This is a genomic window from Nonomuraea sp. NPDC051191, from assembly GCF_044455665.1.
Lineage (GTDB): Bacteria > Actinomycetota > Actinomycetes > Streptosporangiales > Streptosporangiaceae > Nonomuraea.
Genome location: NZ_JBITEZ010000015.1, coordinates 269868 through 294137 on the forward strand (window position 1 = coordinate 269868; position 24270 = coordinate 294137).

General features: G+C 70.6%; 25 protein-coding genes. 15 read left to right on the forward strand and 10 right to left on the reverse strand.

Features of this window, described 5'->3' with window-relative positions; translation table 11 throughout:
• The first annotated feature begins 88 nt into the window (after nt 1-88).
• From ACIA8R_RS38920 to ACIA8R_RS38945, 6 genes are read left to right on the forward strand one after another with little or no spacing between them, the layout of a single operon-like run.
• Nucleotides 89-1921: an ABC transporter substrate-binding protein gene (locus ACIA8R_RS38920; protein ID WP_364094676.1), complete on the forward strand. Its 1833-nt coding sequence runs from the start codon at nt 89-91 to the stop codon at nt 1919-1921.
• A 3-nt stretch (nt 1922-1924) separates the two neighbouring features.
• A complete protein-coding gene (locus ACIA8R_RS38925; protein ID WP_364094679.1) occupies nt 1925-2932 on the forward strand; it encodes an ABC transporter permease in 1008 nt (335 codons plus the stop codon).
• A complete protein-coding gene (locus tag ACIA8R_RS38930) occupies nt 2929-3834 on the forward strand; it encodes an ABC transporter permease (RefSeq protein ID WP_364094682.1) in 906 nt (301 codons plus the stop codon). The genes ACIA8R_RS38925 and ACIA8R_RS38930 overlap by 4 nt, the downstream gene beginning before the upstream one ends.
• Nucleotides 3835-3837: 3 nt before the next feature.
• Nucleotides 3838-4824, forward strand: a complete 987-nt coding sequence (locus ACIA8R_RS38935; protein ID WP_357695701.1) for an ABC transporter ATP-binding protein — start codon at nt 3838-3840, stop codon at nt 4822-4824.
• Entirely contained in the window at nt 4821-5831 is a 1011-nt protein-coding gene (locus tag ACIA8R_RS38940) for an ABC transporter ATP-binding protein (protein ID WP_364094685.1), read from the forward strand. The genes ACIA8R_RS38935 and ACIA8R_RS38940 overlap by 4 nt, the downstream gene beginning before the upstream one ends.
• Entirely contained in the window at nt 5831-6685 is an 855-nt protein-coding gene (locus tag ACIA8R_RS38945; protein ID WP_397042521.1) for a GNAT family N-acetyltransferase, read from the forward strand. Before ACIA8R_RS38940 ends, ACIA8R_RS38945 begins: the two co-directional genes overlap by 1 nt.
• Nucleotides 6686-6687: 2 nt before the next feature.
• On the opposite strand, the gene ACIA8R_RS38950 is transcribed toward ACIA8R_RS38945, so the two are convergent.
• Nucleotides 6688-7800: a DUF1343 domain-containing protein gene (locus ACIA8R_RS38950; RefSeq protein ID WP_357695695.1), complete on the reverse strand. Its 1113-nt coding sequence runs from the start codon at nt 7798-7800 to the stop codon at nt 6688-6690.
• Between the two features lie 57 nt (nt 7801-7857).
• Here ACIA8R_RS38950 and murQ point away from each other — a divergent pair, with 57 nt between their 5' ends.
• The 3 genes from murQ to ACIA8R_RS38965 all read left to right on the forward strand — a co-directional run bounded on the left by murQ (nt 7858) and on the right by ACIA8R_RS38965 (nt 10455).
• Nucleotides 7858-8757 (forward strand): N-acetylmuramic acid 6-phosphate etherase, encoded by a 900-nt coding sequence (gene murQ / locus ACIA8R_RS38955; protein ID WP_357695693.1) that lies wholly within the window; start codon nt 7858-7860, stop codon nt 8755-8757.
• A gap of 116 nt (nt 8758-8873) precedes the next feature.
• Nucleotides 8874-10073: a serine hydrolase domain-containing protein gene (locus ACIA8R_RS38960; protein ID WP_397042522.1), complete on the forward strand. Its 1200-nt coding sequence runs from the start codon at nt 8874-8876 to the stop codon at nt 10071-10073.
• Between the two features lie 4 nt (nt 10074-10077).
• Nucleotides 10078-10455, forward strand: a complete 378-nt coding sequence (locus ACIA8R_RS38965; RefSeq protein ID WP_364094694.1) for a VOC family protein — start codon at nt 10078-10080, stop codon at nt 10453-10455.
• Here ACIA8R_RS38965 and ACIA8R_RS38970 read toward each other — a convergent pair.
• Together ACIA8R_RS38970 and ACIA8R_RS38975 are read right to left on the reverse strand one after the other, a co-directional pair.
• Complete coding sequence (locus ACIA8R_RS38970) at nt 10452-11348, reverse strand: TIGR03619 family F420-dependent LLM class oxidoreductase (RefSeq protein ID WP_397042523.1); 897 nt, start codon at nt 11346-11348, stop codon at nt 10452-10454. The two genes, ACIA8R_RS38965 and ACIA8R_RS38970, sit on opposite strands and share 4 nt — an antisense overlap.
• Before the next feature lie 126 nt (nt 11349-11474).
• Nucleotides 11475-12125: a hypothetical protein gene (locus ACIA8R_RS38975; RefSeq protein WP_364094700.1), complete on the reverse strand. Its 651-nt coding sequence runs from the start codon at nt 12123-12125 to the stop codon at nt 11475-11477.
• 255 nt (nt 12126-12380) lie between these two features.
• Here ACIA8R_RS38975 and ACIA8R_RS38980 point away from each other — a divergent pair, with 255 nt between their 5' ends.
• The 3 genes from ACIA8R_RS38980 (at nt 12381) to ACIA8R_RS38990 (ending at nt 14655) form a co-directional block, all read left to right on the forward strand.
• Nucleotides 12381-12992: a hypothetical protein gene (locus ACIA8R_RS38980; protein WP_397042524.1), complete on the forward strand. Its 612-nt coding sequence runs from the start codon at nt 12381-12383 to the stop codon at nt 12990-12992.
• 491 nt (nt 12993-13483) lie between these two features.
• The gene (locus ACIA8R_RS38985) at nt 13484-14338 is read left to right on the forward strand and encodes a phosphotransferase (RefSeq protein ID WP_364094706.1); all 855 of its coding nucleotides are present in this window, start codon (nt 13484-13486) and stop codon (nt 14336-14338) included.
• A gap of 59 nt (nt 14339-14397) precedes the next feature.
• A complete protein-coding gene (locus tag ACIA8R_RS38990; RefSeq protein ID WP_357695683.1) occupies nt 14398-14655 on the forward strand; it encodes a zf-TFIIB domain-containing protein in 258 nt (85 codons plus the stop codon).
• Nucleotides 14656-14725: 70 nt separating this feature from the next.
• On the opposite strand, the gene ACIA8R_RS38995 is transcribed toward ACIA8R_RS38990, so the two are convergent.
• The 3 genes from ACIA8R_RS38995 to ACIA8R_RS39005 all read right to left on the reverse strand — a co-directional run bounded on the left by ACIA8R_RS38995 (nt 14726) and on the right by ACIA8R_RS39005 (nt 18093).
• Nucleotides 14726-15703, reverse strand: coding sequence for a hypothetical protein (locus ACIA8R_RS38995; protein WP_357695681.1), 978 nt, complete (start codon nt 15701-15703; stop codon nt 14726-14728).
• A gap of 37 nt (nt 15704-15740) precedes the next feature.
• On the reverse strand, nt 15741-17333 hold the full coding sequence (locus ACIA8R_RS39000; RefSeq protein WP_397042525.1) for an ABC-F family ATP-binding cassette domain-containing protein: 1593 nt from the start codon (nt 17331-17333) through the stop codon (nt 15741-15743).
• A gap of 232 nt (nt 17334-17565) precedes the next feature.
• Nucleotides 17566-18093, reverse strand: coding sequence for a CGNR zinc finger domain-containing protein (locus tag ACIA8R_RS39005; RefSeq protein ID WP_357695677.1), 528 nt, complete (start codon nt 18091-18093; stop codon nt 17566-17568).
• Nucleotides 18094-18118: 25 nt separating this feature from the next.
• On the opposite strand from ACIA8R_RS39005, the gene ACIA8R_RS39010 reads away from it, so the two are divergent.
• Both ACIA8R_RS39010 and ACIA8R_RS39015 read left to right on the forward strand, forming a co-directional pair.
• Entirely contained in the window at nt 18119-18301 is a 183-nt protein-coding gene (locus ACIA8R_RS39010) for a hypothetical protein (RefSeq protein ID WP_357695674.1), read from the forward strand.
• 50 nt (nt 18302-18351) lie between these two features.
• Nucleotides 18352-20109 carry an AMP-dependent synthetase/ligase gene (locus ACIA8R_RS39015; RefSeq protein WP_397042526.1) on the forward strand — a complete coding sequence of 586 codons (1758 nt, stop codon included), beginning with the start codon at nt 18352-18354 and terminating at the stop codon, nt 20107-20109.
• A gap of 89 nt (nt 20110-20198) precedes the next feature.
• On the opposite strand, the gene ACIA8R_RS39020 is transcribed toward ACIA8R_RS39015, so the two are convergent.
• The gene (locus ACIA8R_RS39020) at nt 20199-21086 is read right to left on the reverse strand and encodes an NAD(P)-dependent oxidoreductase (protein ID WP_397042527.1); all 888 of its coding nucleotides are present in this window, start codon (nt 21084-21086) and stop codon (nt 20199-20201) included.
• A gap of 86 nt (nt 21087-21172) precedes the next feature.
• On the opposite strand from ACIA8R_RS39020, the gene ACIA8R_RS39025 reads away from it, so the two are divergent.
• Nucleotides 21173-21553, forward strand: coding sequence for a MerR family transcriptional regulator (locus ACIA8R_RS39025; RefSeq protein WP_357695666.1), 381 nt, complete (start codon nt 21173-21175; stop codon nt 21551-21553).
• A gap of 20 nt (nt 21554-21573) precedes the next feature.
• On the opposite strand, the gene ACIA8R_RS39030 is transcribed toward ACIA8R_RS39025, so the two are convergent.
• The 3 genes from ACIA8R_RS39030 to ACIA8R_RS39040 all read right to left on the reverse strand — a co-directional run bounded on the left by ACIA8R_RS39030 (nt 21574) and on the right by ACIA8R_RS39040 (nt 24258).
• Nucleotides 21574-22473, reverse strand: a complete 900-nt coding sequence (locus tag ACIA8R_RS39030) for a glycoside hydrolase family 19 protein (RefSeq protein ID WP_364094723.1) — start codon at nt 22471-22473, stop codon at nt 21574-21576.
• Nucleotides 22474-22579: 106 nt separating this feature from the next.
• Nucleotides 22580-23641: an acyltransferase family protein gene (locus ACIA8R_RS39035; RefSeq protein ID WP_397042528.1), complete on the reverse strand. Its 1062-nt coding sequence runs from the start codon at nt 23639-23641 to the stop codon at nt 22580-22582.
• The gene (locus ACIA8R_RS39040; RefSeq protein ID WP_397042529.1) at nt 23638-24258 is read right to left on the reverse strand and encodes a TetR/AcrR family transcriptional regulator; all 621 of its coding nucleotides are present in this window, start codon (nt 24256-24258) and stop codon (nt 23638-23640) included. Before ACIA8R_RS39040 ends, ACIA8R_RS39035 begins: the two co-directional genes overlap by 4 nt.
• Nucleotides 24259-24270 lie beyond the last annotated feature (12 nt).

Below are 24270 nucleotides of genomic sequence, written 5' to 3' on the forward strand. Positions count from 1 at the left end.
AGATTATTGACGCTGCCTGCTGGCGACCGTAGGGTCCGGTCAATTCCCTACAGATCCTCAACAGGTCCGACATCCCCCGGAGCGGCAGATGAAGCGACTGGCAGCGGTAGTGGCGTTGCTGGGCCTCGCCACCGCCACAGCGGCGTGCAGCGGTGGTACTAACAACAAGTCCGGCGGCTCGAGCGGTGGTGGTGGCGGGCTCTTCACCACGATCGACGTCAACAGGCCGGGCCTGGAGGCCACGGCCCCGGCCAACCCGTACAACCCCAAGGGCAACTCCTTCCCCGGCTACACGGCGATGAAGCTGGGCTGGGTGAAGAACCACCTGACCGACCCCAACCAGGCCCTCCCCGGCATCGCGGAGAGCTGGGAGATCGCGCCGGACAACTCGGCGATCACCCTCAAGCTCCAGCCGAACGCCAAGTGGTCCGACGGCAAGCCGGTCACCGCCGACGACGTCAAGATGTCCATCGGCATCGCCTACACCCAGGGCAGCACGGCGTTCTCCATCACGCCGGGCGCCGCGGGCGCGGCGGCGGACGTGACCGTGGTCGACCCCCACACCCTGAAGATCACCCAGGACATGGCGAACCCGAGCCCGAAGTTCGCCCGCGGCGTGCTCGACACGTTCGTCCTGCCCTCCCACGTGTGGAGCAGCGTGCTCCCCGCGGACTTCTGGGACCAGCTCAAGGCCTCCAGGGGCGAGGGCGCCGACGCCGACAAGGCGCGCGAGACGATCACCGGCCTCGGTGAGAAGGTGCTCACCTTCGCCCCGCCGAAGGACACCTCGGCCGGCCCGTTCGTGCTGGAGCGGGTGAACCCGTCCGAGGCGCTGCTGGTCAAGAACAAGTACTTCTACAACGCCGCGAACGTGGCGCCGGCTCAGGTGAAGTTCCTCAACTACACCGGCAACGAGCAGATCTGGAACTACCTCACCGCGGGCAAGCTCGACCACGCCGGCTTCACCGCCGCGCCGTCCGACGTGATGAACCGGATCAAGGCGGCCGCCGGCAACGAGGTCATCAAGGGCTACTCGCCGGTCGCGGTGAGCATGGCCTTCAACCAGTCCAAGAAGCCGTACGACAACGTGCACGTGCGCCGCGGCCTGGCCTACCTGATCAACCGCGAGGAGGTCACCAAGGTCGCCTCCCCCGAGGGCGGCACCGCGGCGGTCACCACCAGCGGCATCCACCAGAAGGCCGCGCAGGCGTGGATCCCCGACGAGCTGCCCAAGCTGGAGCCGTACGCGCCCGACGTGGCCAAGGCCGAGGAGGAGTTCAAGCAGGCCGGCCTCACCAAGAAGGACGGCAAGTGGACGCTGGCCGACGGCTCGGCGTGGAAGGTCTCCATGCACGCGCCCGCCGGCTTCTCCGACTGGCTGTCGGCGCAGGAGAACATCAAGAGCCAGCTCGTCAAGGGCGGCGTGGACGCCGAGGTCGTCACGTCCAACGACTACCCCCTCTACCTGGAGGAGCTGGCGGCCGGCAAGTACGACGTGGGCTTCTGGCTGATGGCGCTCGGCCCCGCGCCGTACGACATCTACCAGCGCCTGTACGGCGCCTCCAACGGCTGGACCAACGTCGCGGGCAAGGTCAAGCACTCCGAGCCCGGCAAGGCCGGCAACTGGATGGGCGGCCCCGAGGAGATCGAGGTCGACGGCACCAAGATCAACCCCGGTGAGCTGACCGGCAAGCTGAACTCGGCCACCGAGGACGAGGCCAAGCCGATCATGGCCCAGCTCGCCAAGGCGGCCAACCAGGACCTCCCGGTCATCCAGCTCTGGGACTACGTCAACACCCAGTTCGTCAACAACAGCCGCTTCACCGGCTGGCCGCACGACGACGAGATCCTGCGCATGGGCGCCGGCGTCCTGCCCTCGGGCGTCTGGATCCAGCTCGGCATGATCAAGGCGAAGTCTTAGTTCATGGCGCTCATCGCACGACGACTCGCGGGCCACCTGGCCCGCGGGTTCGTCATGATCCTCGTAGTCGCGACGATCAGCTTCTTCATCATCAACAACATCCCCGGCGACCCGATGGCCGCCCGCTACGAGAAGCTGGTCGAGCAGGGCATGTCGCCCGAGGCCGCCGCCCAGGCCGTCAAGGTCCTGTACGGCTTCCTGCCCGACGGCACGCTGTGGCAGCAGTACACCGACTACATGACCGGCCTGCTCCACCTCGACCTCGGCATGTCGGTCAGCCGGCCCGGCACCCCGGTGCTCGACGTGCTCACCGACGCGGCCAAGTGGACCGTTCTACCGGTGCTGGTCGGCACGCTGCTGAGCTTCCTCGTCGGGATCGTCCTCGGCGTGTACGCGGCCATCAAGCGCACCGGCAAGCTGGGCGACGCCCTGGCCATCTCCGGCTCGCTGCTACACGGCATCCCGCAGTACGTGCTGGCGATGCTGCTCGTGGTGATCTTCGCGACGCTCATCCCGATCCTGCCGGCCGACGGCACGGTGGACATCCTGTTCGAGCCGGGCTTCAACGCCGGCTACCTCGGCTCGCTGGCCGAGCACGCGGTGCTGCCGGTGGTCACGTACGCGCTGTCGGCCTACGGCGGCTGGATCCTGGCCATGAAGTCGAGCGTGGTCACCGTGCTGGGCGACGACTTCATCCTGGCCGCCGAGCTGCGCGGCATGAAGCGCTCGATCGTGTTCCGCTACATCGCGCGCAACGCGATCCTGCCGCTGTTCACCATGCTCGCGCTCTCGCTCGGCCTGCTGCTGGGCGGCGCGGTCTTCATCGAGAAGATCTTCAACTACCCGGGGCTCGGCTGGCTGCTGATCAGCGGCGTGCAGGACCGCGACTACGGCCTGATGGGCGGGGCGTTCCTGCTGATCACGGTCGGCACGATCATCGCCAACATCGTGGCGGACCTGTTCTACACGGTCATCGACCCGCGGGTGCGCAGCGGAGAGGAGGGCTCGTGAGCGCCACGCTCATCCCTGAGGCCGCGCCGGCCGCGTCGGCCATGCGCCGCAACTTCTGGAACGGCGTGTGGCGGGTGATGAAGCGCAAGCCCAGCCGCATGGCCGGGGTCGTCATCATCGCCGGCTTCATCGTCATGGCGGTGATCGGGCCGATCCTGCTGCCCGAGCACCTGCCGGGCAACGCGAGCGCGATCACCCAGCCGCCGAGCTGGGACCACTGGTTCGGCACCGACCCGCAGGGCCGGGACGTGACCTCGCTGGTGATCAAGGGCTCGCGTTACGTCCTGCTCACCGCCCTGGTCACCGCGATCATCACGGTCGTCGCCGGCACCGCGATCGGCCTGTTCTCCGGCTTCAAGCGGGGCCGCTGGGACACCGTGCTCATGCGGCTGACCGACATGAAGCTCACCATCCCCGGCCTGCCGCTGCTGCTGGTGCTGGCGACCGTGTGGAAGTTCGGCAACCCCCTCCAGATGGGCCTGGTGCTCGGCCTGCTCGGCTGGGGCGGCGTGGCGCGCGCGGTGCGCTCGCAGACGCTGTCGCTGCGCGAGCGCGGGTTCATCGAGGCGGCCCGCGGGCTGGGGCTGTCCACCACGCACATCATCGGCAGGGAACTGCTGCCGAGCATGGCGCCCTACATCGCGATGAACATGCTCATCGCGGTCACCGGCGCGGTCTACTCGCAGGTGGGCCTGTTCTTCCTGGGCGTGCTGCCGTACGAGTCCGACAACTGGGGCGTGATGCTCAACCTCGCCGTGTTCCAGGCGGGCGCGATGATCACGCCGAACGCGCTGGGCTACCTGCTGGCGCCACTGCTGGCGATCCTGCTGCTCACGCTCGGCATCGTGCTCGTGGTGGACGCCATGGACGAGATCTTCAACCCCCGGCTGCGCGAGGAGTAACAAGTGGCCGAACAAGCGCCGGGAGTGCGCATCGACGGCCTGACGGTCGTCTACAAGACCCCCGCGGGCGAGTTGCCCGCCGTCCGGGACGTCACGCTGACGCTGGAGCCCGGCACGATCACCGGCATCGTCGGCGAGTCCGGCTCGGGCAAGTCCACGCTGGCGCTGTCGTTGCTCAACGCGGTGCAGCCGCCGGGCAGGATCGCCGCGGGCAGCGTCGAGATCGACGGCCTCGGCGACGTCACCGGTTTCGCCGGCGAGGAGCTGCGCAAGGCCCGCGGCCGGCACATCGGGTACGTCTTCCAGGCGGCCCAGAACTCGCTCAACCCGCTCAAGACGGTCGGCAAGCAGCTCCTCGACCTGGGCCGTTCGCACGGCGTGGAGGACCTGCCCGGCCTGGTCCGCGAGGCCAAGGAGCTGCTGGGCCGGATGGGCCTGGACGGCGCGCGCGTGCTCGACTCGCACCAGCACGAGCTGTCGGGCGGCATGCGGCAGCGGGTCGGCATCATGCTGGCGCTGGTGCTCAACGCCCACCTGGTGGTGCTCGACGAGCCGACGACCGCCCTCGACATGATCACCCAGGCGAACATCCTGAAGATCGTCCGCGAGGTGCACGCCGAGCGCGGCCTGACCACGCTGGTCATCACGCACGACATCGGCGTCGTGGCCGAGGTCGCCGACCGCCTGGTCGTCATGTACGGCGGCCGCCTGGTCGAGCAGGGCCCGACCCGCGAGGTGCTCGGCGCCCCCAGCCACCCCTACACCAAGGGGCTGATCAGGGCCATCCCGCGCCTCGTGGGCGACATCGCCGAGGCTCAGGCGCTGCCCGGCCGGCCGCCGACGCTGGCCACGGTGCCGAAGGAGGGCTGCGTGTTCAGGGAGCGCTGCGCGCTGCGCATGGACGTGTGCGACACCGTCGACCCGCAGGCCGCGGCACATGGATCGAGGGTCGTGGCCTGCCACGCCGTGACCGTGAAGGAGCACGCGTGATCACCGGGACCGGCATCGTCAAGACGTACAAGCAGCGCGGCAACGTGCTGGCCGGGCGGGAGGTGCGGGCGCTGCGCGGGGTGGACTTCACCATCCCCAAGGGCGGCGCGGCCTCCTTCATCGGCGAGTCCGGCTGCGGCAAGACCACGCTGGGCCGGATCATCGCCGGGCTGGAGACCTACGACGAGGGCGAGATCGTCATCGGCGACGTGTCCATGTCGGGGCTCAAGCAGAAGAAGCGCCAGCCGTACTTCCGCAAGATCCAGATGATCCACCAGGACCCGTACTCGGCGCTCAACCCGACCCGGACCATCCACCAGACGCTGTACGCGCCGCTCAGCCTGCGGGCCGGGCAGACCGGACGGTCGAAGGAGTGGATCGAGGAGCGGGCCGCCGAGGTGCTGTCGATGGTGGGCCTCGACCCGGGCTCGGTGCTGGCCCGCTACCCGCACCAGCTCTCGGGCGGCATGCGGCAGCGGGTGGTCATCGCCCGCGCGCTGACCGTCGACCCGGAGATGCTGGTCGCCGACGAGGCCGTCTCGATGATCGACGTCTCGCTCCGGCTGGGCATCCTGGCGCTGCTGAAGGACCTGCGCGAGCGGCTGGGCGTGAGCGTGCTGTTCATCACCCACGACGTCGCCACCGCCCGCTACATCGGCGACGACGGCGAGCTCTACGTCATCTACCGCGGCCAGGTCGTCGAGCGCGGCCCGGTGGACACGGTCATCGCCGACCCGGTGCACCCGTACACGCAGTCGCTGCTGTCGGCCATCCCCGTGCTGCACGGCCTGGAGGAGCCCGGCGCGCAGCCGGTGTCGCCGCTGGAGTCGCTGGACGAGAGCAAGACCGACGAGGGCTGCCTGTTCGCCCGCCGCTGCCCCTTCCGCGGCGAGCGGTGCGCGAGCGAGCGGCCGCTGCTGCAGATCACCGAGGGCGTGCCGCAACAGCACGCGTGCTTCTACCCCGAGCGGCGCGACGTGATCGCGCGCCCGATGAGCGAGGTGTGATGTCGCCCACCGTCCGCGACGCGGACCTGGCCGAGGCCGCCCGGGTGGCCGAGGCCGCGCTGACGCTGGACGCCCCCGAGGCTCCCGACCTGGTCCGGCGCCTGGCCGAGCCGCCGGCCGAGCGCCGCTGGACGGCGCTGGCGACCGACGGCGGGGTGGTGATGACGTCCGTCTCGTCGAAGGACCCCGAGGTCGGGCACGTCGACCTGCTGGCCGTGCATCCCTCGGCCCAGGGTCGCGGGCACGGGCGGGCGCTGGTACGGGCGGCCGAGGAGTGGCTGCGCGGGCACGGCGTGCGGCAGGCCCGCTTCGCCGGGAACCCGCCCTGCTACGCCTGGCCCGGCGTCGACGTGCGGTACACCGCCGCCGCCTGCCTGGCCGAGAGCCTCGGCTTCGAGCGCTACCACGTCGCCTGGAACATGACCGCCGACCTGCGGGCCGACCTGTCCGTCGAGGACGACCTGCGGCGGCTGGAGCAGGCGGGGGTGACGGTCAGGGCGGCGGACGCCGACCGGTCGGCCGTGGCCGCGTTCGTCGAGGAGCACTGGAACGAGCGGTGGGCCTGGGAGGCGGCCAACGCGACCGGCCTGCACTACGCCGAGCGCGACGGGCGCGTCCTGGCCTTCGCCGCCTGGGGGGCCCGGCCGGCCTGGTTCGGCCCGATGGGCACCGCCCCGGACGCCCGCGGGCTGGGCCTCGGCGGGGTGCTCCTGCGCCGCTGCCTGGCCGACCAGCGGGCCGCCGGCCAGGAGAGCGCCCAGATCGGATGGGTGGGGCCGTTGCGGTTCTACTCGCGCGCCGTGGGCGCGCGAGCCGAACGCGTCTTCTGGCTCTATCGGCGCGATCTGGCCTGATGTCAGCTGTAGAGCAGATGTCCTTCGGGACGGCCCGGCGGCGGGCACAACCCGCGCGGGTCGTCCCCGGCCTCCAGGCAGCGCGTGAGCGCGTCGGAGCCCCACAGCAGGTCCAGGAAGAGGTCATCGCCCTTCCAGACCAGGTCGTCCGGGTAGAGGACGCGGGCCGTGTGCAGCATCGACAACCCGGTCAGCACCGGCCGGAAGGCCCGCGGGTCGTGCACGTGGAGCTGCACCCCGCGTACGGGGACGCCCGCGTGCTTGTGGAACGTCGGCGTGAACCAGGTGTCCCTGAACCGTACGCCCGGCAGGTCCAGCCCGTTCAGGACGGCCGCGTAGCGTTCGTCCGCGTACGGCGCCCCGACCAGTTCGAACGGCCGGGTGGTGCCGCGTCCCTCGGAGAAGTTCGTGCCCTCGAACAGCCCGGTGCCCGGGTAGACCAGCGCGGTGTCGGGGGTGGGCATGTTGACCGAGGGCATCACCCAGGGCAGACCGGTCTCCGCCCAGCCCATGTCCCGCCGCCAGCCCTCCATCGTGACCACCCGCAGGTCGGCGTCGAAGCCGAACAGCGTGGCCAGTTCCCCCGCGGTCCTGCCGTGGCGCACGGGCAGCGGGAAGCGGCCCACGAAGCTGGCGAACGCCGGGTCCAGCAGCGGGCCCTCCTCGACGGTCCCGCCCAGGGGGTTGGGCCGGTCCAGCACCACGAACCGCAGGCCCAGCCGGGTGGCCGAGGCCAGCAGGTCGTACATGGTCCACACGAAGGTGTAGAAGCGGGTTCCCACGTCGGCGATGTCGAAGACCAGGGTGTCCACGCCGGAGGCGGAGACCACCCGGTCGAGGTCGTCGCCCGACAGCTCGTGGGTGTCGTGGACCGGCAGTCCCGTCCCGGGGTCCACCGCGTCCCGCTCGCTCGACCCCGCCTGGGCCGTGCCGCGCAGGCCGTGCTCGGGGCCGAACAGCGCGGTCAGCGGCACGCCCGCGGCCAGCAGGGCGTCGGTCGTGGGGGTCAGGTCGGGCAGGACGCCGGTGGGATTGGTGATCAGGCCGAGACGGGCGCCTCCGGCGAGCGCGGGGTCCGCGGCCAGCCGTTCGGCTCCGGTGCGTACGTATGACATGGATCCATTCTCTGAAAGATATTTACAACTGAGAAGTAAAGGGTGGAAATTAGCGTCATGATTGATCCGCTGCCCGAGCTGTCCACCGAGCAGAGCGATCCCCGCTACAGCCAGATCGACCGGCTGCCGACGGAGCAGATCGCCCGACTGATGAACCAGGCCGACGCCGGGGTTCCCGAGGCCGTGGCCGCGGCCGTCCCGGCCATCTCGGCGGCCATCGACGCGATCGCCGCCCGGATGGCCGAGGGAGGCAGGCTGCTGTACGTCGGCGCCGGCACCTCGGGACGGCTGGCCGTGCTCGACGCCAGCGAGTGCCCGCCCACGTTCGGCACCGATCCCTCGCTGGTGCAGGGCGTCATCGCGGGCGGGCACGAGGCGCTGACCCGGTCGGTCGAGGGCGCGGAGGACGACGCCGAGGCGGGCGCGGCGGCCATCAAGGACCTGGAGGTGGGCGCGCTCGACTCGGTGGTGGGCGTGTCGGCCAGCGGGCGGGCCCCGTTCGTGCTGGGCGCGCTGGCCGAGGCCGCCGGCCGGGGGGCGCTGACGGCCGCGCTGTCGTGCAACACGGGCGCGCCGCTGTCGGCCGCCGCCGAGCACGGGATCGAGGTCGTGGTGGGGCCCGAGGTGGTGGCGGGCTCGACCAGGCTCAAAGCGGGCACGGCGCAGAAGCTCGTGCTCAACATGATCTCGACGATCTCCATGGTCAGGCTGGGCCGGACCTACGGGAACAGGATGATCGAGATGTCGGCCATGAACAGCAAGCTCGCCTCCCGCGCGCTGCGTATGGTGAGCGAGATCACCGGGGCCGACGCCGCGACGGCGGGCGCGGCGCTGGAGGCGTCCGGCGGGCAGGCGAAGACGGCCGTGGTGATGATCCAGCACGGGCTGGACGCCGACGCCGCCCGCGCGCTGCTGGAGTCGCACGGAGAGCGGCTCAGCGACGCGCTCAGCGGCTGACGTCCGGGGCGGGACGCGCGAGGACTCACAAGGTCCTCACGAGGACTCACGCGGACTCACGAGGACTCACGCGGACTCACGAGGACTCACGCGGGACTCACGAGGGGGGAACGGGGATGTCGGACCGGCTGGAGCGGCTGCTGGCCGCCGCGGTGCCCGAGGTGTGCCCGGCGGCGGTCGCGCTGATCGCGGCCCACGGCACGGTGACCGCCGTCGCGGCGGCCGGCGAACTGGTCAGATACGCCGACGCCGAGCCGACCGGCGTCTCAGGCGGTGGGCCGGACGGCGGGCGGGACGGCGTCTCTGCAGGCGGGCAGGGCGGCGGGGGCGGTGAGCCGGGAAGGCTCGCCGCCGAGCGGCCGCCCGCGCGCCGGGACTCGGTGTTCGACCTGGCCTCGGTCAGCAAGCTGTGCACCACCGCGGTGGTGCTCTCGCTCACCGAGGAGGGCCTGCTCGACCTGGACGAGCCGGTCGCGGCGTGGATCCCCGGGGCCGACCCGCGGCTCACGTTGCGCCGCCTGCTCACGCACACGGCGGGCCTGACCCCGACCCGCCGCGTCGACCTGGAACTGCCGCACGCCGGGCCGGACGAGCGCATGGCCGCGATGCTCACCACGCCGGTCACCGGCCCGGTCGGCGGCCCCTACCTCTACAGCGACGTCGGCATGGTGATGGCCGGCCGGATCGCCGAGCTGGCCGCGTCCGCCTCCCTCGACGCCCTGGTCCGCGCCCGGATCACGGACGTGCTCGGCCTCGCGGACACCGCCTACCGCCCGCTCCCCGGCCACGGACGCACCGCACAGGCCCCAGGCCAGGGGCAGCCCGAGCGGGGAGCCGCCCCCGGGATCCCGGTCGAGCGGGTCGCGGCGACCGAGTTCAAGCCCGAACGTCCCGGCCCCGGCTGCGTGCGCGGCGAGGTGCACGACGAGACGGCCCACGCCCTGGGCGGGGTGGCCGGGCACGCGGGCCTGTTCGCCCCGGCGGACGACCTGCTGGCCTTCGGGGAGGCTTTGCGGCTGGGCGGGGGCGCGATGCTGAGCCCGTCGAGCGTGGCCGAGATGACCCGCGACCAGGGGGCCGAGGGAGCCGCGTTCCGGCACGGGCTCGGCGTGCGGATCGGCGACCCCGGCATCGTGGGCCCGCTGAGCGGCGCGTACGGCCACTCCGGGTTCACCGGGACGTCGCTGGTGGTCGATCCGGCGCGCGGGCTGACCGTGGTGCTGCTGACCAACGCCGTCCACCCCGTGCGCGGGCGGCCCGGGATGCGCGAGCTGCGGTGCGCGGTGGCCGCCGAGGCGCTGCGGCACGTAGCGTGAGTGCATGCCCGTCCAGCTGAACCACACCATCGTCGCCGCCACCGACCGGGACGCCACGGCCGCCTTCCTGGTCGACGTGCTCGGCCTGGAGCCCGCGCCGGTCTACGGCCCGTTCCGCGTCGTGACGCTGGCCAACGACGTCTCGCTCGACGTGATGCAGGCGCCGGGGAAGGTGACTCCCCAGCACTACGCCTTCCTGGTCGGCGAGGAGGAGTTCGACCAGATCTGGGGCCGGATCAGGAGCCGGGGCCTGACGTTCTGGGCCGATCCCGGACACGGCAGGCCCGGCGAGATCAACACCCACGACGGCGGTCGCGGGCTCTACTGGTCGGCCCCCGACGGGCACAACCTGGAGATCATCACCGTCCCCTACGGCGGTTAGGGCGCCAGCGCCTCCAGGGCCTCCTCGGCGCGGCGCATCGCCTCCCGCGCGTCGGCGGTGACGAACTCCTGGTCGAAGTTGAGGTCGTGGAAGACGTCCGTGACGCCTGCGGCGGCCAGGGCGTCCACGTCCCGCCGGATCTGCTCGTACGTGCCGGTCAGCGGCCGGCGTCCGTCCTCGGGGCCCTCCGGCCGCACCTGCGTGACGCCGCGGCACACGAAGCGGAACGCGGCCGCGTCCCGCCCGGCGCCGGCGATCGTCTCCTTGATCAGCCCGATCCGGCCCGCGACCGCCGACAGGTCCTCCCTGCTGGAGCTGATCCAGCCGTCGGCCAGCCGCCCGGCCCGGCGCAGCGCGACCTCGGCGGTGCCGCCGAGCAGCACCTGCGGCGGGCCGGGCGCCGGTTTGGGGTCGATGTACGAGGCCGGCACCCGGTAGAACTCGCCGTCATGCTCGACGACGTCGTCCGCCCACGCCTTGTGCAGCAGCTCGACGAACTCCTCACCCCTGCGCCCGCGCCGCTCCATGCCGATGCCGGCGGCCTCGAACTCCTCGGGCACCCAGCCGAGCCCGATCCCGGCGCTCAGCCGGCCGCCGGAGACGGTCTGCAGGGTGCCGAGCTGCTTGGCCAGCACGACCGGCTGCACGTACGCGTTGATCACGGCCACGCCGAGCCGGATCGTCCCGGTCACGCCGGACAGGTGCGCCAGGGTGATCAGCGGGTCGTGCACGCTCCGGTAGGTCGGCCCCATGGGATGCCCGACCGGGTAGAGCATGCGCTGGAACGTCCAGAGCTCGTGGTAGCCCAGCTCCTCCGCCCGCGCGGCGACGCGACGCATGTTCTCCGGCGTGGCCCACGGCCCTGACTGGGGTACGGCGAAACCGATTCTCATGCCCCCTAGTCTGACCGACGCGAATCTGCGCCCTGTGGGAGCCTTCGACGAACTTCAGTGGAAGATCGAAGCGAGCCTTCCCCCGGCGCAGCCGTTCCGCGCCATTCCGTAGCGGTGTCCGCTCCCTCAAAGTGCCTCCACCGCTTGGTGAGTGCGCCGGTCGGCTCTCTCGTGCCTTCCGTCGATGCACTTGGCGTATGTCTTGAGAAGTGTCTGCACGCTGCGCCCCAGCGCACTCGACGACCTCGGGGCATGCACCCCTGCACGCAGCCAGAGCGACGCCGCCGCGTGCCGCAAGTCGTAGGGGCAGCCCGCCGCCGGGGACTCCACCTGCTCGGGGATGAAGGCCAACTGGCGCGCCTCCCGCCACACCCGGAGATATCCATCGGCGGTAGACCGTCGTCCGTCCGAGGCAGTGCCGTAGGACTTGATGTGATCGCGCAGGATCGCGACCAGTTCGGACAGGATCCCCATCGGGCGGTCCTCGTCGTCTTCGTTTGCACCGGAGCCCGAACTGCCCGCTTCCCATCGCCTTGACATAGGCCGGGGCAGAGCATGGGTATCGTCCAGGCTGAGGTGTCGCCACCTCAGATCAGCTCGTGGGGCCCAAGCGAGGAAGTCCATCTTCTGCCAGTGCGACGGCGTGTCTGGGTTCTTGCTACCAAAAAGTTTCGCGCCCGTCACGGACAGACGGAAGCACACCTGGCTGGTGCGGACTCGCCCAATGCCCAGAGTGCTGGTGGTGATGTCGAACCGGCGCGTCTTTGACGCGGCCATCGTTTGCCCTCCATCACCACGAACCTGCTGACGGGAATCTGTCAGGCACCTCACACGCGTCAGAAAGGTCACGGGAGGCACACTGGCGCTCGCGGCGACCAGGCTGGATACTTGGTGCCATAACCATAAAGAGGTGACTCCCCACACTGGAGGGAAATGAGTCAAGGAGAGGAACTAACAACACAGAGGCTAGTCAAGCGACAATGGGTGAGCTATATGGGCCCACGAATCTTCTTGGCTTTCACGGTGTCCAGCATGGTCTGGGAGACGATAAAGAAGAACTTCGTCCCCGCGCCAATAGACTCGTTTCCCTGGAAGTTGACCGTTCTCGATCTCTCCACAAGTGCGGCACTCACGAGCGCGGCCCTGGCAGTGCTTCTAGCACGCTCTCAACTCTCCAGGACCAACACGCCAAACATCTCGTACAACTCATACGCGCAAGAGAGTTCACATATAAAGAGATCACGACGCGTCGGGCACATCTACAATTCAGGATCCGGCCAGACCGTCATCCGGCTGATAAAATACAGGTGCGCCCTCATGGGTCCCGGGAGCGAACAGGATCGATTCACCGACTGGCTGACATGGGGGCAAATGGTTGAATATCTAGGCACGCTAAACCTTCAACGCAGATATGACTATTGGCTTCTCAATCTCGGCAATGGAGCCAGCCTCCCCCACGCAGACAACGACATGGAGCTTGTCGCCTTCAACCGGAGATCATTACTGGTACTGGCCGAATTTGACGTGCTGATCAGAGTTGAAGACATCCTCGGCGACCAACATCAAAGAGTGTTACGTTTCCTTGGAAGAGAGAAGAATATCGAGGCCTCGCGGCAGCCGAAAGGAATATTTCCATGGCGATAGTCGGCCGCGGTAGAGCTCATCGAGAATTCTTCAGACCTCCGATTGCATGCACGTGAGAGCGGAACAGGCAATCAGTGGACATGTGTGGCGCTTTCGCGTGAGCGGATGGTGACGTTCCTCGGCGTGCCAGGACGTACGGACGCCGGAAACCGGGTGGTTCCAGAGACGGGCGGTATCCAGGGATGTCCGACGCAGCATGGCGATGGATGCGGCTCCAATTGGGGGACGAGCACATCGTCCACACCGTCTTCCAAGCGACCGCACAGCCAGTCGCCGCCACGCAGGCACCCCTGCCGGAGAGCCGGAAGGAACGGCAAGATCATTCCGCGCGCAATTCGCCAGTGACGGCCCTCACGGATCGTGAGCGGCACACCCTGGTACACACAAAGTTGTGCGGCTGGCCTTACCGCAGGTCTGAGTGAACATCTCGCCCGCTCCAGCGACGGCGTCTGGCGGCACGTACCGCCCATACCGCCCCCTAGTCTGTACGAGTGGGTCTAGAGGAGGAGCTTGCGGGTATCGCCGCGGCGTACGGCGGCACGGGCGAACCCGTGCGACACCAGACGCGCACCGACGTGGTCGTGTTACGGATGGGCGAGGTGGTGGTCAAGGCCCACTCGGCCCGCGACGAGGTGGAGCCGCTGCGCGCCCGCCTCAGGGCCGCCGCCGCGGCCGCGGTCAACGGCGTGCTGCTGGCCCCGCTGGAGGGCGAGGTGCTGACGGCGGCGGGCCGCGCGGTCACCGTCTGGCCGGCCGGCCGGCCGGTCCCCCACGACGATCCCGGGTCCGCCCCCTGGGAGGAGGGCGCGCGGCTGCTGGCCCGGCTGCACGCCGTCCCCCTGACGCTGGTGCCGCCGATGCCCCCCGCCGGAGGCCCGGCGCGGGCCGCCCGCGCGGTGTCCAGGATGAGCGGGGACGGCCCGGTCGAGCAGCTGGTCAGGCACGCGTTCAAGGAGCTGCCGGAGCCCGTCCCCGTGCCGGGCCTGCTCACCCACGGCGACTGGCACCTGGGCCAGCTCGTCTGCCGCGACCGGTGGCTGCTCATCGACGTCGACGACCTGGGCGTCGGCGACCCGGCCTGGGACCTGGCGCGACCGGCCGCCTGGTACGCGGCGGGCCTGCTCGAACCGGCCGTCTGGGAGCGGTTCCTCGGCGCCTACCTGGCCTCCGGCGGCCCCGCGCTCGGCCAGGGCGACGATCCCTGGCAGCGGCTCGACCTGCCGGCCAGGGCGCTGACCGTGCAGCTGGCCGCCGTGGCCGTCCTCAACGCCGAGCGCGAGAACCGGGAACTGGACGAGGTCGAGCATTCGTTAATCGAATCGTGCAGCAGAATCGTCAGAGCGTGACGGGGGCCGCACGCGGTAGGTTTCAGCCTGAGACCCCGGATCCAAGGAGAGCGACTTAGATGCAGTGCCCGAAGTGCCGCGGCAACATGCGGACCTATGAGCGCAATGGCGTCCACATCGAGCAGTGCGACAACTGCCGTGGGATCTTCCTCGACTTCGGCGAGCTGGAGACCCTGACGCGCATGGAGTCGCAGTACCACTCCGCTCCCCCGCCTCCCGCCCCCGGGCCGGCCTGGGGCGCTCCCCACCACGGCGGCGGCCACCACTACGGCCACCACCGTCAGCGCAGCTGGGTGGGCATGCTGTTCTCGACCTGATCGCCCCGACAGGCGGAAAAGGGCCGCGCTTTCGCGCGGCCCTTTCGCGTGTTCCGACCCTGTCAGCGGGTCAGCTCGGGAAGTCGTCGGGGTTGACGGTCGCGGTGCGGGCGTTGCCGCCGGTGATGGCGTGCAGGGTGACCCGCCAGTCGTGCCAGAGGATCTGGGTGGCGGTGACCGTGGTCTTGAACTTCACCGACTTCTGGAAACGCTCGAAGCTGCACTGACGGGTGAAGGACTTGCTCTTGCCGTCCCAGTCCACGCCGTGGGTGAAATAAATCTTGTACGTGCCGTCGGGCACGCCCCTGACCTTGAACTTGGCCCTCTTGCGCACGTACACGCTGAACGTCTTGCTGCCGCCCCTGACCACCGTGACGACGGCGTCGCGGCTGCCGCCGTTGTCGACCTCCAGGGAGCTGCGTCCGCCGAGGGAGGCCCTGCGGATGAACGCGCCGTTCTTCAGCCGCCTGTTCTGCTTGCCGCCGGCCTTGACGGTGACGATGTCGGCCGGGTAGTCGCCGGCGCTCTGCAGGGCCTCGCCCGCCTTGTTCAGGGCGGTGAGCTTGGTGCCGAGGTCGCTCAGCACGGCCGAGGAGGTGCACAGCTCGCGGCTGCCGACCTTGCCCGCCGTGGAGCCGAGCTCGGTGGCGAAGTCGCGCAGGCTGGTGACGTACGCGTCGTGCTGGGCCTGTACGTCCGCGGGCGGGCTGATCGCGGACAGGGCGTCGGCGGCGCCGCTCAGCGCCTGCTCGGCCTTGTCCACGCGCTGGTTGAGCGACTGGACCCCGCGCGCGCCGGCCAGTCCGTTGATCGCGCCGAGCATCGCCTTGTGCCTGTTGTCGAGCTCGCCCTTGTACGCCTCCGGCGTCAGGGCGCTGACACTGGGACCGGCCCCCGAGGTGGGGTCGCCGCCGGGGGATCCGCCCTTGCCGTCCGCCACGCCGCTGACCTTCGGCTCACCGCCGGTCAGCGGTGGGGGCGAGGAGCAGGCGGCGAGCGTCACCGTCGCCAGGGCGAGAACGCAGGAGATCAACCGGGGTGAAGCCACCCGCCACACTATTGCCCGATTGATCCCCAAACGTCAATTACGATTCGGCCAGACCCTCATCCCGATCCTGTCGCAGCCACCGGGTGATCCCCAGCGTCTCCAGGAACGGCACGTCGTGGCTGGCCACGATGAGCGCGCCCCGGTAGGCCGCCAGCGCCTGGGAGAGCTGCCGCACGCTGGACATGTCCAGGTTGTTGGTCGGCTCGTCCAGCAGGAGCAGCTGCGGCGGCGGATCGGCCGACAGCAGGGCGGCCAGGGTCGCACGGAAACGCTCGCCGCCCGAGAGCGTGCCCACCGGCTGGTCGGCCCGCCCACCGCGGAACAGGAAGCGGGCCAGCCGGGCGCGCACCTCGTTGACCGAGGCCGCCGGAGCCACGGCCCGGACGTTGTCCACCACGCTCAGGGCGTCGTCGAGCACGTCGAGCCGCTGCGGCAGGTACCGTACCGGGACGTGCGCGCTGTGCTCGACGATCCTTCCGAGCAGGGTCGTCTTGCCCGATCCGTTGGGCCCGAGCAGCGCGATGCGTTCCGGCCCCCGGATCACCAGCCGGTCGAGCGCCTTGAGCCCTTCGCCTCCGGCTGCGGTGGCCGGGGGGTCGAGGGGCAGCGTCAGGAGCGTCCGGCCGGCCGGGACGGCGGTGCCGGGCAGCTCGACGCGGATCTCGGCGTCGTCCCGCACGGCCTGCTCGGCCTCGGTGAGCCTTCCCCTGGCCTCCTCCAGCCGCTCCTGGTGCAGCGCGCGGTGCTTGCCCGCCGACACCTGGGCCTTCATCTTGAGCCCACCGGCCACGATCTTGGGCACCTTCTTGTTCTCGAACGCCTTCCTCGCGTTGCGCCTGCGCCGGTCGAGCCTGGTCCTGGCCTCGATCAGCTCGCGCTGCTGCCGCCGTACCTCGCCCTCGGCGGTCCTGACCGTGCGCTCGGCCGCCTCCTGCTCGGCGGCGACCTGCTCCTCGTAGTCGCTCAGGTTGCCGCCGTACAGGTGGACGGCGGCGTCGCGGAGCTCGGCGATCTGGTCGACGAGGCCGAGCAGCGCCCGGTCATGGCTCACCACGACCAGCACCCCCGCGTACGCCGAGACCGCGGCGTAGAGCCGCCGCCGGGCGTCCAGGTCGAGGTTGTTGGTGGGCTCGTCGAGCAGCAGCACGGCGGGGCGCTTGAGGATCTGCGCGGCCAGCGCGACCATGACGGCCTCGCCGCCCGACAGCGTCGCCACCGTGCGGTCGAGCCCGATGTGGCCGAGCCCGAGCCGGTCGAGCTCGGCGCGCGCGCGTTCCTCGACGTCCCAGTCGTCCCCGATGACGGTGAAGTGCTCCTCGGCGACGTCGCCGCTCTCGACGGCGTGCAGCGCGGCCCGCTTCCCGCTGATCTCCAGCAGGTCGGACACGGTACGGCTGCCTTCGAGCGGCACGTTCTGCGGCAGGTACCCCACCTCGCCCGTGACCGAGACGGAACCCGAGCCCGGGGTCAGCTCGCCGGAGATGACCTTGAGCAGGGTGGACTTGCCCGACCCGTTCGTCCCGATGAGCCCGGTACGTCCGGCGGGGAAGGCGGCGTCGAGACCGTCGAGCACCATCGTCCCATCGGGCCAGCCGAAGGACACGTGATCGACGACAATGGAAAAAGACATCAGGCGGCTCCCATCACAAAACCCGAAATTTCGTGACTTGGCGGGAACACCGCTGCGCGCGCGACAACCAGGCAGCCGAAGCTGGTAAGACTGGGGCGAAGAGGTCGCCGAGGTCGAGGTGTGCGCGCGACAGAGCCCGTGACCGGGCGGATAGGCGCGGTGCCCGCGGCCTCAGATCCTCACGTCAACTGCCCCCATGGGTCGGCGATACGACCCGGACATACTACCCACTTCACGCCGAACGGGCAACGCCCCGCGCCCGATGGGCCGCCACGTTGACCCGGTTCGCGCAGGTCAGCGAGCAGAACCGGCGGCGGCCGTTGCGCGAGGTGTCCACGTAGACGGTCGCACACCCCGTCCGGTCGCAGCGCCCGAGCCGCCGCCCGTCGGAGAAGCACACGGCCATGGCCAGCCCGCCCGCGGTGGTGTCCTTGGCCCTGGAGACGATGTCGGCCTCGGTGGAGAAGAAGTGCAGGTGGGGCTCCAGGCCGTCGTGGGTGCTGATGTGCGGCTTGGAGGCGGTGATCTCCAGGAGCTCGTTGATCAGCGCGACCTGGACGCCGAGGTCGGGCTCGCCGAAGACGGGGGCCAGCCGGCGCGCCCAGGCGGCCAGCTCGGCGGCCTGGGCAGGGGTGACGTCCGTGCGCCACATGGCGTTGGCGGTGAGCGTCTCCCGCACGGCGGCCGGGCTGAAGTCGTCCGCGTTGACGAGGGCCGCCGCGAGCTCGGCGCCGTTGCCGCCGTAAGTGTTGAAATGCACAAGGCCATTACATCAGGTTGGAGTCATGCATCACGGAGAGCCGCACGACCCTTTCGCCCTGACCCTCGTCTCCTCGCACCGCACCTCCGAGGGCCTGGTCTCCTACCTGCGCTGCGCCTGCGGCGCGTGGGAGGTGCGCACGTCCCGGACGGTCGCCTGCGCCGGCCCGCCCCCGGTCGGCGGCAGGTCGATCACGGGCATCGACTGACCCGGCGCACTCGTCCTAGAGTCGGCGGCACACCCCTCAGGAGGTCAGGCATGTCCAGCATTCCCTCCCTGCTGCGCGACCGGATCGCGGCCACCCCCGACGCCGAGGCCTACCGGGTGCCGTCGGGCGACGCGTGGACGTCCCTGTCGTGGCGCGAGGTCGGCGAGCGGGTCCGCGGGCTGGCACTGGGGCTGTCCGGGCTCGGCGCCGGGCCCGGCAGGCGCGTGTCGATCCTCTGCTCGACCAGGCTCGAATGGATCCTCGCCGACCTGGCCGTGCTCTCCACGGGCGCGGCCACCACCACGATCTACCCGTCCAACACGGCCGCCGAGTGCGCCTTCGTCATCACCGACTCCGGCAGCACGATCGTCATCGCCGAGAACGACGAGCAGGTGGCCAAGCTCAGGTCCGTGCGGAAGGAGCTGCCCGACGTCACCGGCGTGGTCGTCGTCGACGGCTCGGCGAGCGACGACGGCTGGGTGGTCACCCTCGACTCGGTCAGCCGCGGCGAGGGCGACTACGACGCCCTGGTGGACGCCATCGCCCAGGACGACCTGGCCACGCTCATCTACACCTCCGGCACCACCGGACGTCCCAAGGGCGTCGAGCTCACCCACGACAACTGGCTGTTCGCGGCCGGCTCGGTCCGCGAGATCGACCTCATCTCCCCCGGCGACCTGCACTTCCTGTGGCTGCCGCTGTCCCACTCGTTCGGCAAGCTGCTGGAGGTCGTGATGATCGACATCGGCGTGCCCACCGCGATCGACGGCCGTCTCGACCGCATCGCCGACAACCTCGGCGCGCTGCGGCCGACCGTGATGGCCGCGGCGCCGCGCATCTTCGAGAAGATCCACAACACGGTCGTCGCCACCGTGCGCCGCGAGGGCGGGATCAAGCTGCGGATCTTCGAGTGGGCAAGGGAGACCGGCATCAGGGTCAGCAGGGCGCGGCAGCGGGAGGCGTCCGTCCCGCTCACCACCCGGGTCGAGCACGCGCTGGCCGACCGGCTGGTCTTCGCCAAGCTGCGGACGCGCTTCGGCGGCCGGATCCGCTTCTTCATCTCCGGGGCCGCGCCCCTGTCACGGGACGTGGCCGAGTTCTTCGACGGCGCCGGCCTGACGATCCTGGAGGGGTACGGCCTGACCGAGTCGTCGGCGGGCAGCTTCCTCAACCGTCCCGAATCGGTGCGGTTCGGGACGGTCGGCCCGCCACTGCCCGGCACCGAGGTCCGCGTCGCGGACGACGGCGAGATCCTCATCGGCGGGCGCGGCGTGATGCGCGGCTACCACGGCCTGCCCCGGGAGACGTCGGAGGCGCTGGAGGACGGCTGGCTGCGCACCGGCGACATCGGCGAGCTGGACGAGGCCGGGCGGCTGCTGATCACCGACCGCAAGAAGGAGCTGATCAAGACCTCGGGCGGCAAGTACGTCGCGCCCACCTACCTGGAGGGCCGCGTCAAGGCCGCCTGCCCGTTCGCCTCGCACGTGTTCGTGCACGGCGACCGCCGCAACTACGTGACGGCGCTCGTCACCCTCGACATGGACGTCGTGCGCCCGTGGGCCGAGGCCGAGTCGCTGCCGGCCGACCCCGAGGCGCTGTGCGGGCACCCGCGCATGCGCGAGGAGGTCGGCAGGGCGATCGAACAGGTCAACGCCGACCAGGCCAGTTACTCCACGATCAAGAAGTTCGCGATCCTGGCCGACGACTTCACCGTGGAGACGGGCGAGCTGACGGCCAGCCTGAAGATCAGGCGCAAGGCCGTCGAGGAACGCCACGCCGACCTCCTCGACGGCTTCTACACCGACTGACGACGACGGGCTTCTCCATGGTTTCTACGCCGGCTGACGACGGCGAGTTCCCGGGTGGCGGCGACGGGCCCCTCGCCGCCGCCGTCCCGTCACTGGCCGGAGGGCTTGCGGAACTGCTCGATCAGGGCCGTGTAGCCCTGGTCGCCGTGGCCCGCCGCGACGGCCCGGCCGGCCAGGGCCCTGATGAAGCGCGGCAGCTCGGCGTCCACGCCGTGCGACTCGCTCTCGTGGACCAGGTGGTCCATGGCGGCCACATGGGTGTCGAGGGTCGAGTCGGTGGCCGGGTGCGCGCCCTCGTCGATCTGCCGGGCGTAGTCGGCCAGCCAGCCGGCCACGGTCTCGACGCCGTTCTTCGCCACCGGGGCGAACGCCGCCGCCTCCACCCCGGCGGCCCCGAGCAGCGCGGCGCCCTGGAGGAAGCCGTTCAGGATGTTCCACATCAGGCTCAGCACGCCGACGTCGTAGAGCGCCGACAGGCCGTGGTCCGCGCCGAGGTACGTCGTCGCGCCGCCGAGGCTGCGCAGGGCCGGTTCGTGCGGGTCGAAGGCCGAACGGGGGCCGCTGTAGAGGAGGGCGGCCTCCGGGCTCCCGACGGCGGCGGGGGTGGTCATGATCGCGCCGTCGAGGTAGGCGCCGCCGTGCCGGGCGACCCACCCGGCCGTGTCGCGGGCCTCGGCGGAGGTGCCCGAGGTGAGGTTGACCAGCACCCGGCCCTCCAGGACGTCGGCCAACGGGTCGAGGACCTCGCGCACGGCGTCGTACCCGGTCAGGCAGACGACCACGAGCGGGGCGGCGGCCACGGCCTCCCTGGCCGAACCGGCCCGGACGGCCCCGCGCTCGACGAGCCGGTCGGCCCTGGCCGCCGTACGGTTCCACACGGTCGTCGGCCGCCCGTCGCGCAGGAAGGCCCCGGCCAGCGCCTCCCCCATCAGGCCCAGGCCCACGACGGTCACGGGGGTACGGCGATCCTTCGTCATCACAGTCGCTCTCCCAAAGAGGTTGTCCAGCAGCTATGGGAGAATCGTCAACGTTCAGACCGGTATGAAGGTCAAGGGGGACGGCCATGCTGATCGGGGACCTGAGCCGGCGGACCGGGGTCCGCCCCCACCAGCTGCGCTATTACGAGGCCCAGGGCCTGCTGGAGCCCAACCGCCGCGCCAGCGGCTACCGCGAGTACGACGACGAGGCCGTGCTGACCGTCGCCCAGATCAGGAAGCTGCTCGACGCCGGGCTGTCGACCGACGAGATCGCGTACCTGCTGCCCTGCGTCACGGGCCCCGACCCCGACCTCGTGCCCTGCCCCGAGCTGCTGGACACCCTGCGTGCCCGGCTGCGCGGCCTCGACGAGCAGATCGACACGCTCGCCCGCTCCCGCCGCGCCCTGCGCGGCTACCTGGAGACCACCGAACGGCGCGCGCCTGCCGAACGGCGCGCGCCGGCCTGATCACCTGCCGGGAAGGGCGGTCAGCAGGACAGGTTGCCTCCGGGGGCGACGCCGAGGATCTGGGTGAAGCGCTGGTAGGCGTTGACCCGGCTCTGGACCTGGCCCGGGTTGCCGCCGTTGCACTCCAGGCTGCCGTTGATGCTGCGGATGGTCTCGCCGAACCCGCGGCCGTTGACCATGGCGTTGTGCGGGGTCATGGTGCCGGGGCCGTTCTGGGTCATCCAGTACCACAGCGCGGTCTTCCAGGCCACGGACGCGTTCCGTTCCACCTGCCAGGGGTCGTTCAGCAGGTTGATGCCGAGGGCGTCGCCGGCCGCCTTGTAGTTGAAGTTCCAGCTCAGCTGGATGGGCCCGCGGCCGTAGTAGGCGGCCTGCCCGGCCGGGCAGCCGTAGGGCTGGCTCGTGTCGCAGTAGTGCGGGTAGTTCGCGGTGTTCTGCTCGACGATGTAGACCAGCCCGCCGGTCTCGTGGTTGACGTTGGCGAGGAAGGCGGCGGCCTCCTGTTTCCTGACGGTGTCGGAGCCGGTCCCGGCGAAGGCGGGGAAGGCGGCGATCGCCGTGGTCAGGCCGCTGTAGCTGTAGAAGGAGTTACGGCTGGGGAACATCTGGTCGAACTGCGCCTGGCTCACCACGAAGCCTCCCGGGGTCGGCGGGTCGGTCGGCGGGTCGGTCGGGCCGCCGCCGCCGCAGGCGCCCTTGTCCGCCCAGACCTCCGCGGTGCCGGGGGTCTCGTTCAGGGTCCACCACCGGGCCGACCAGTTGTGCCCGCCGCGGGACACCAGCGCGCCGCCGTTGTAGACCGTCGCGGCGTTCCACGCCGTCGCGCAGGCCGCCGCCCCGGCCGGCGAGGCCGTCACGACGACCGAGAGGACGCCCGCCACCAGCAGCGCGGCGGCGGACAGCGTCAGGCTCCGTCGCACCCGATCACTTCCCTTCACGGAATCCCTTAGGAAAGTTTCCTAAGAGTTAGCGCGATGGTGACACGCCGCCGGTGACCCGGCAAGGCCCAAAGTCAGGCCCGGAGGGTCAGAGGATCCGCCTGGCCCCCGGCAACGACCGGACCGCGTACGCCAGCGCCCAGCACAGCGGCAGCGACACCGCCACCACCAGGCCGAACTTGACGACCGCCGCCGCGTGCAGCTCCCGCACCGCCCAGGCCACGGCCACCAGCACCAGCGGATGGATGACGTAGACCGCGTAGGCGTGCTCGGACAGGAACCTGCCGCGCGCCCCCTGCCCGGCGAACCGCTCCCGGAACAGCACCGCCAGCCCGACGATCATGCCGACCGCGACCACGGACTCCCACAGGGCCATGGCCGCCGACGCCACCAGGCCCGTGGTCAGGCTCGACACCGGGAGCAGCACCAGGCTCGCCACGCCCGTGACGGCGAACCCGGCGCGGGCGGCCCGCCTGGGCAGCGCCTCGAACCAGCCGCGCCGGAAGGCGACCACGCCGGCCGCGAACATGGCCGCGTACTGCGGCAGGAAGTAGGGCGTGGGCAGCCCCAGCACCGGCACGTACGTGCCCTGCGGCACCGGCACGCGCCACAGGACCGTGACGGCCGCCAGCCCCAGGGTGAACAGCACGACCCCCTTGAGGCTCGGCGCGCCGGCTCCCCGCCCGTCGGACCTGCCCGCACGCCGCCACCACGCGTAGAGCAGCGCGAAGACGATCAGCACCTCGACGAACCACATCGGCCCCGGGTCCCACGAGACGATGTACCACTTCCAGAACGGCATGCCGTGGTCCCCGAGCGTCAGCAGCGGCCGCAGCAGCACGACGAAGATCAGCAGCGGCACCCCGAGCCGGACCAGCCGGTCGCGGACGAACGCCCGCCCGCCCTTGCGGTCGTGGGAGCCGGGGGTGAAGAAGCCGGAGATGAGGAAGAAGAACCCCATGAAGAACGCCTGGTTGAAGACCACCAGGAGGTCGAGCGCCACCCCGGAGGGGTCGGTGGCCGGTTCGCTGTAGTACCAGATCGGGATGTTGCCGTACGTGACGGCGACGTGATGGACGACCACCAGCGCGGTCAGTAACACGCGCAGGTTGTCGATCGCGAAGAGCCTGGTGCCGGTCTCGGTCCTCATCGCCTGCATGCCCTCTCGAACAGGTCGGCCAGCTCCGCGGCGTGCGCGTCGAGGTCGTGGTCGGGGTTCGCCACCCAGTAGGCGAACATGTTGTCGATGGCGGAGGAGTGGGTGATGGCCATGACGCGCCGGTCGAAGTCGCGGAACTCGCCGGTGGTCTGGCCGTAGGCGTAGATCTGCTCCATCGCCTGGTAGAGCTCCTCGTTGGCCTTGACGCCGTAACGCGGCTCCCCGTCGGCGGTGCGCAGGTTGTAGAAGATCTCGCCCAGGGCCTTGAGCCGCGTGCGGTGGTCGCGCATGTGCTCGGCGACCGCGAGGATGTGCGTCCGCAACATCGCGGTGGGGCCTTCGACGCCCTCGATACGCGCCATGACGTGCGCGGCGATCTCGCCGTAGACGCTGTTGACCACCTCCTCCATCAGCTCTTCCTTGCCGGTGAAGTGGTAGGAGATGACGCCCTTGCTGATGCCCGCGTGCTGGGCGATGCGCGCCAGCGACGCCTGTGCGAAGCCGACGTCGGCGATCACCTCCACGGCCGAGGCGATGATCTGCGCCCGCCTGGCCTCCTCGATGAACGAGCGCGCCTTCTGGCCGCCCGGCTGATTTTCTGACCGCATGGCCAAAACCTA

What these genes read in the sequence shown, in the direction of transcription:
- ACIA8R_RS39020 (WP_397042527.1), bottom strand. Translation starts at nt 21,086, where the DNA reads ATGACGAAGGATCGCCGTACCCCCGTGACCGTCGTGGGCCTGGGCCTG.
- ACIA8R_RS38965 (WP_364094694.1), top strand. Translation starts at nt 10,078, where the DNA reads ATGCCCGTCCAGCTGAACCACACCATCGTCGCCGCCACCGACCGGGAC.
- ACIA8R_RS39040 (WP_397042529.1), bottom strand. Translation starts at nt 24,258, where the DNA reads ATGCGGTCAGAAAATCAGCCGGGCGGCCAGAAGGCGCGCTCGTTCATC.
- ACIA8R_RS38960 (WP_397042522.1), top strand. Translation starts at nt 8,874, where the DNA reads ATGTCGGACCGGCTGGAGCGGCTGCTGGCCGCCGCGGTGCCCGAGGTG.
- ACIA8R_RS38920 (WP_364094676.1), top strand. Translation starts at nt 89, where the DNA reads ATGAAGCGACTGGCAGCGGTAGTGGCGTTGCTGGGCCTCGCCACCGCC.
- ACIA8R_RS38980 (WP_397042524.1), top strand. Translation starts at nt 12,381, where the DNA reads ATGGTCTGGGAGACGATAAAGAAGAACTTCGTCCCCGCGCCAATAGAC.
- ACIA8R_RS39000 (WP_397042525.1), bottom strand. Translation starts at nt 17,333, where the DNA reads ATGTCTTTTTCCATTGTCGTCGATCACGTGTCCTTCGGCTGGCCCGAT.
- ACIA8R_RS38950 (WP_357695695.1), bottom strand. Translation starts at nt 7,800, where the DNA reads ATGTCATACGTACGCACCGGAGCCGAACGGCTGGCCGCGGACCCCGCG.
- ACIA8R_RS38975 (WP_364094700.1), bottom strand. Translation starts at nt 12,125, where the DNA reads ATGGCCGCGTCAAAGACGCGCCGGTTCGACATCACCACCAGCACTCTG.
- ACIA8R_RS38990 (WP_357695683.1), top strand. Translation starts at nt 14,398, where the DNA reads ATGCAGTGCCCGAAGTGCCGCGGCAACATGCGGACCTATGAGCGCAAT.
- ACIA8R_RS39015 (WP_397042526.1), top strand. Translation starts at nt 18,352, where the DNA reads ATGTCCAGCATTCCCTCCCTGCTGCGCGACCGGATCGCGGCCACCCCC.
- ACIA8R_RS39010 (WP_357695674.1), top strand. Translation starts at nt 18,119, where the DNA reads ATGCATCACGGAGAGCCGCACGACCCTTTCGCCCTGACCCTCGTCTCC.
- ACIA8R_RS38970 (WP_397042523.1), bottom strand. Translation starts at nt 11,348, where the DNA reads ATGAGAATCGGTTTCGCCGTACCCCAGTCAGGGCCGTGGGCCACGCCG.
- ACIA8R_RS38925 (WP_364094679.1), top strand. Translation starts at nt 1,925, where the DNA reads ATGGCGCTCATCGCACGACGACTCGCGGGCCACCTGGCCCGCGGGTTC.
- ACIA8R_RS39035 (WP_397042528.1), bottom strand. Translation starts at nt 23,641, where the DNA reads ATGAGGACCGAGACCGGCACCAGGCTCTTCGCGATCGACAACCTGCGC.
- ACIA8R_RS39025 (WP_357695666.1), top strand. Translation starts at nt 21,173, where the DNA reads ATGCTGATCGGGGACCTGAGCCGGCGGACCGGGGTCCGCCCCCACCAG.
- murQ (WP_357695693.1), top strand. Translation starts at nt 7,858, where the DNA reads ATGATTGATCCGCTGCCCGAGCTGTCCACCGAGCAGAGCGATCCCCGC.
- ACIA8R_RS38945 (WP_397042521.1), top strand. Translation starts at nt 5,831, where the DNA reads ATGTCGCCCACCGTCCGCGACGCGGACCTGGCCGAGGCCGCCCGGGTG.